This window comes from Pseudomonas sp. 24 E 13 (genome assembly GCF_900004715.1).
GTDB lineage: Bacteria > Pseudomonadota > Gammaproteobacteria > Pseudomonadales > Pseudomonadaceae > Aquipseudomonas > Aquipseudomonas orientalis_A.
Genome location: NZ_CVTO01000034.1, coordinates 1 through 2,074, shown reverse-complemented (window position 1 = coordinate 2,074; position 2,074 = coordinate 1). Strand labels below are relative to the sequence as shown.

Here is a 2,074-nt window from a genome sequence, read left to right as displayed (position 1 = left end):
TCGGCGGGCAGATGGGCCGGGGTCATGCCCCAGAGCAAGTCGTGAGCGTTCACCATTGCTCCCGCAGCAGCTGACGCACGTGGCTGGACGCCGCACGATTGGACGCCCCCAGGCGCCCGCTCAGATCGGCGGTATCGATATCCTTGATCGCATTCATCAGGCAATCGCTGACCCGCGCCACGTCGTCTGCCGTGGGTTGTTCAATCTGGCTGACCGTCAGCGTCTCCCAGAGCAGCCCAAGGCTGGCATAACTGTCGATGTCATACGCCATCGGCGGCACGCTGGCGGCCAGGGCCTCGAGTTCTTCGACGCTGCGCAGGGTGACCCGCGCCGCCGAGGCCTTGCCCATGGCATGCACCATCACGCCGGGGTCGCGCAGGGCAATCAGGCGATTGGCCTGGTAACCGTGAGCGAGGAACGCGCCGGACATGGCCTTGCCCACCAGCAGCGCAATCACCGGGTGACCGGCGAGACGGGCACGGGCGTAGCTGTCGACGGCAGCGGCCAGGGCTTGATGGATGCCGAGGGCTTCTTCGCGACGACCGTAGGCTTGGCTGGGTACATCGACGATGGCGATCAGCGGGCGTTTGTCACCCCTGGCGATAGCGTCATCGACAGCCTTGGCGAGCCCCCAGCCCTCCAGCAAACCGACTTCGCCATTGCGCGCGCGCGAGAAGCGGTTGTTCGGGTCGGTGACCACGGCGAGAAAACGCACGCTCTGGCCGTTCAACTGGCCATCGGCGATCCTGAGCGAGTCAGGCAAGCCTTGCACCCGCGTCGCGCCGGCGCTTAGCGCGTTAAACCACTGCAAACCTCTCATGGGCGTTCTCCCTGATACAGCGCGCGCACCGTCGCCGGCTCGATTTGCGCTGTCGTATCCAGTTCGGCCAGGCGCGCCAGATAAAAATCAGCGCGGCGGCTACGCTGTTGTTCGGGCGCGCCTTGCTGCAACAGCGCGCTGACGGTCTGCTGGATCTGCGCCACATCGTCGGCCACATAACGGTCGGCCAACCCACTGTTGAAGCGCTGTTCGCCACCCGTAAGGCTCCAGATAAACGGCCGGTCGCGGGAGTCGTATTCGTCCAACCCGGCTTCCTGCTCGATCACCTGCGGGCCATTCAAGCCCAGGCGCGCTTCACGGGTGACCACCAGATAGCTGCACAACCCCGCCGCAATGGACATGCCGCCGAAGCAGCCGACACTGCCCGCCACCACGCCGATTACCGGCTGGTACTGGCGCAGGTCGACAATCGCCGCGTGGATATCGGCAATGGCGGCCAGACCCAGGTTGGCTTCCTGCAGGCGTACGCCGCCGGTTTCCAGCAGCAGCACGGCGCGGGTCGGGATGCCGTTGCGGTTATCTTCAGCGGCCAGTTCCAGCGCTCCGGCGATTTTCGCGCCGCCGACTTCACCGAGGCTGCCGCCCTGGAAGTTACCTTCGATGGCGGCAATCACTACCGGCAGACCGGCAACGCTGCCTTTGGCGATGACCACCCCGTCATCCGCCTGGGGCACCACGCCCTGGCGGCTGAGCCACGGCGACATGACACGTTGAAAGGGGTCGATCAGCTCGCGAAAGGTGCCGGCATCCAGCAACGCCTTGGCGCGCTGCCGAGCACCGAGTTCAACGAAGCTGTGTTTGTTGAGCCAATCAGTCATGGCCGATCTCCTCGAAGCCTTGCTCCAGGCGCAAACGCACCACACCGGGCGTGGCGCCAAAATCGTGGATATCAATGTTCAAGGCCGGTGGCGTCTGCTCCTGGAAGATGCGTTCGAACAGGTGCTGCCAACGTTGCTCGGCGCCATTGACCGAGGTTTGTACCTGGATGGTCAGCGTGCCGGCGGTGCCCGGTTCCAGCAGCACTTCAAGGTCGCCGGAGCCGACGCACCCCACCAGCGCACGGCCTTTTGGCGGCTGCCCGGCGGGGAATTCAAAGGATAAAGTCTCCATCACAACGCTCCGTCGAGGCGGTCGATAAACAGGCAAGCGGCCAACAGGTCGGCGCCGCCGCCGGGGGAGGCATTCAGGGCCAGCAGTTGTTGGTCCAGCGCGTGCAGTTGGCGGCGGCCGGCG

4 protein-coding genes are annotated in these 2,074 nt (G+C 65.2%); all 4 read right to left on the bottom strand.

All coding sequences use genetic code 11. The features are described 5' to 3' along the window. Positions 1-49: 49 nt before the first annotated feature. Positions 50-820: a biotin-independent malonate decarboxylase subunit gamma gene (gene mdcE, locus BFP90_RS01465; RefSeq protein ID WP_065895785.1), complete on the bottom strand. Its 771-nt coding sequence runs from the start codon at positions 818-820 to the stop codon at positions 50-52. Continuing rightward, a complete protein-coding gene (locus tag BFP90_RS01460; RefSeq protein WP_065891563.1) occupies positions 817-1,659 on the bottom strand; it encodes a biotin-independent malonate decarboxylase subunit beta in 843 nt (280 codons plus the stop codon). The genes mdcE and BFP90_RS01460 overlap by 4 nt, the downstream gene beginning before the upstream one ends. Continuing rightward, a complete protein-coding gene (locus tag BFP90_RS01455) occupies positions 1,652-1,951 on the bottom strand; it encodes a malonate decarboxylase subunit delta (protein ID WP_032884109.1) in 300 nt (99 codons plus the stop codon). The genes BFP90_RS01460 and BFP90_RS01455 overlap by 8 nt, the downstream gene beginning before the upstream one ends. Continuing rightward, the coding region (locus tag BFP90_RS26940; protein ID WP_176718002.1) for a triphosphoribosyl-dephospho-CoA synthase at positions 1,951-2,074 on the bottom strand (124 nt) is incomplete at its 5' end. The genes BFP90_RS26940 and BFP90_RS01455, both read right to left, overlap by 1 nt.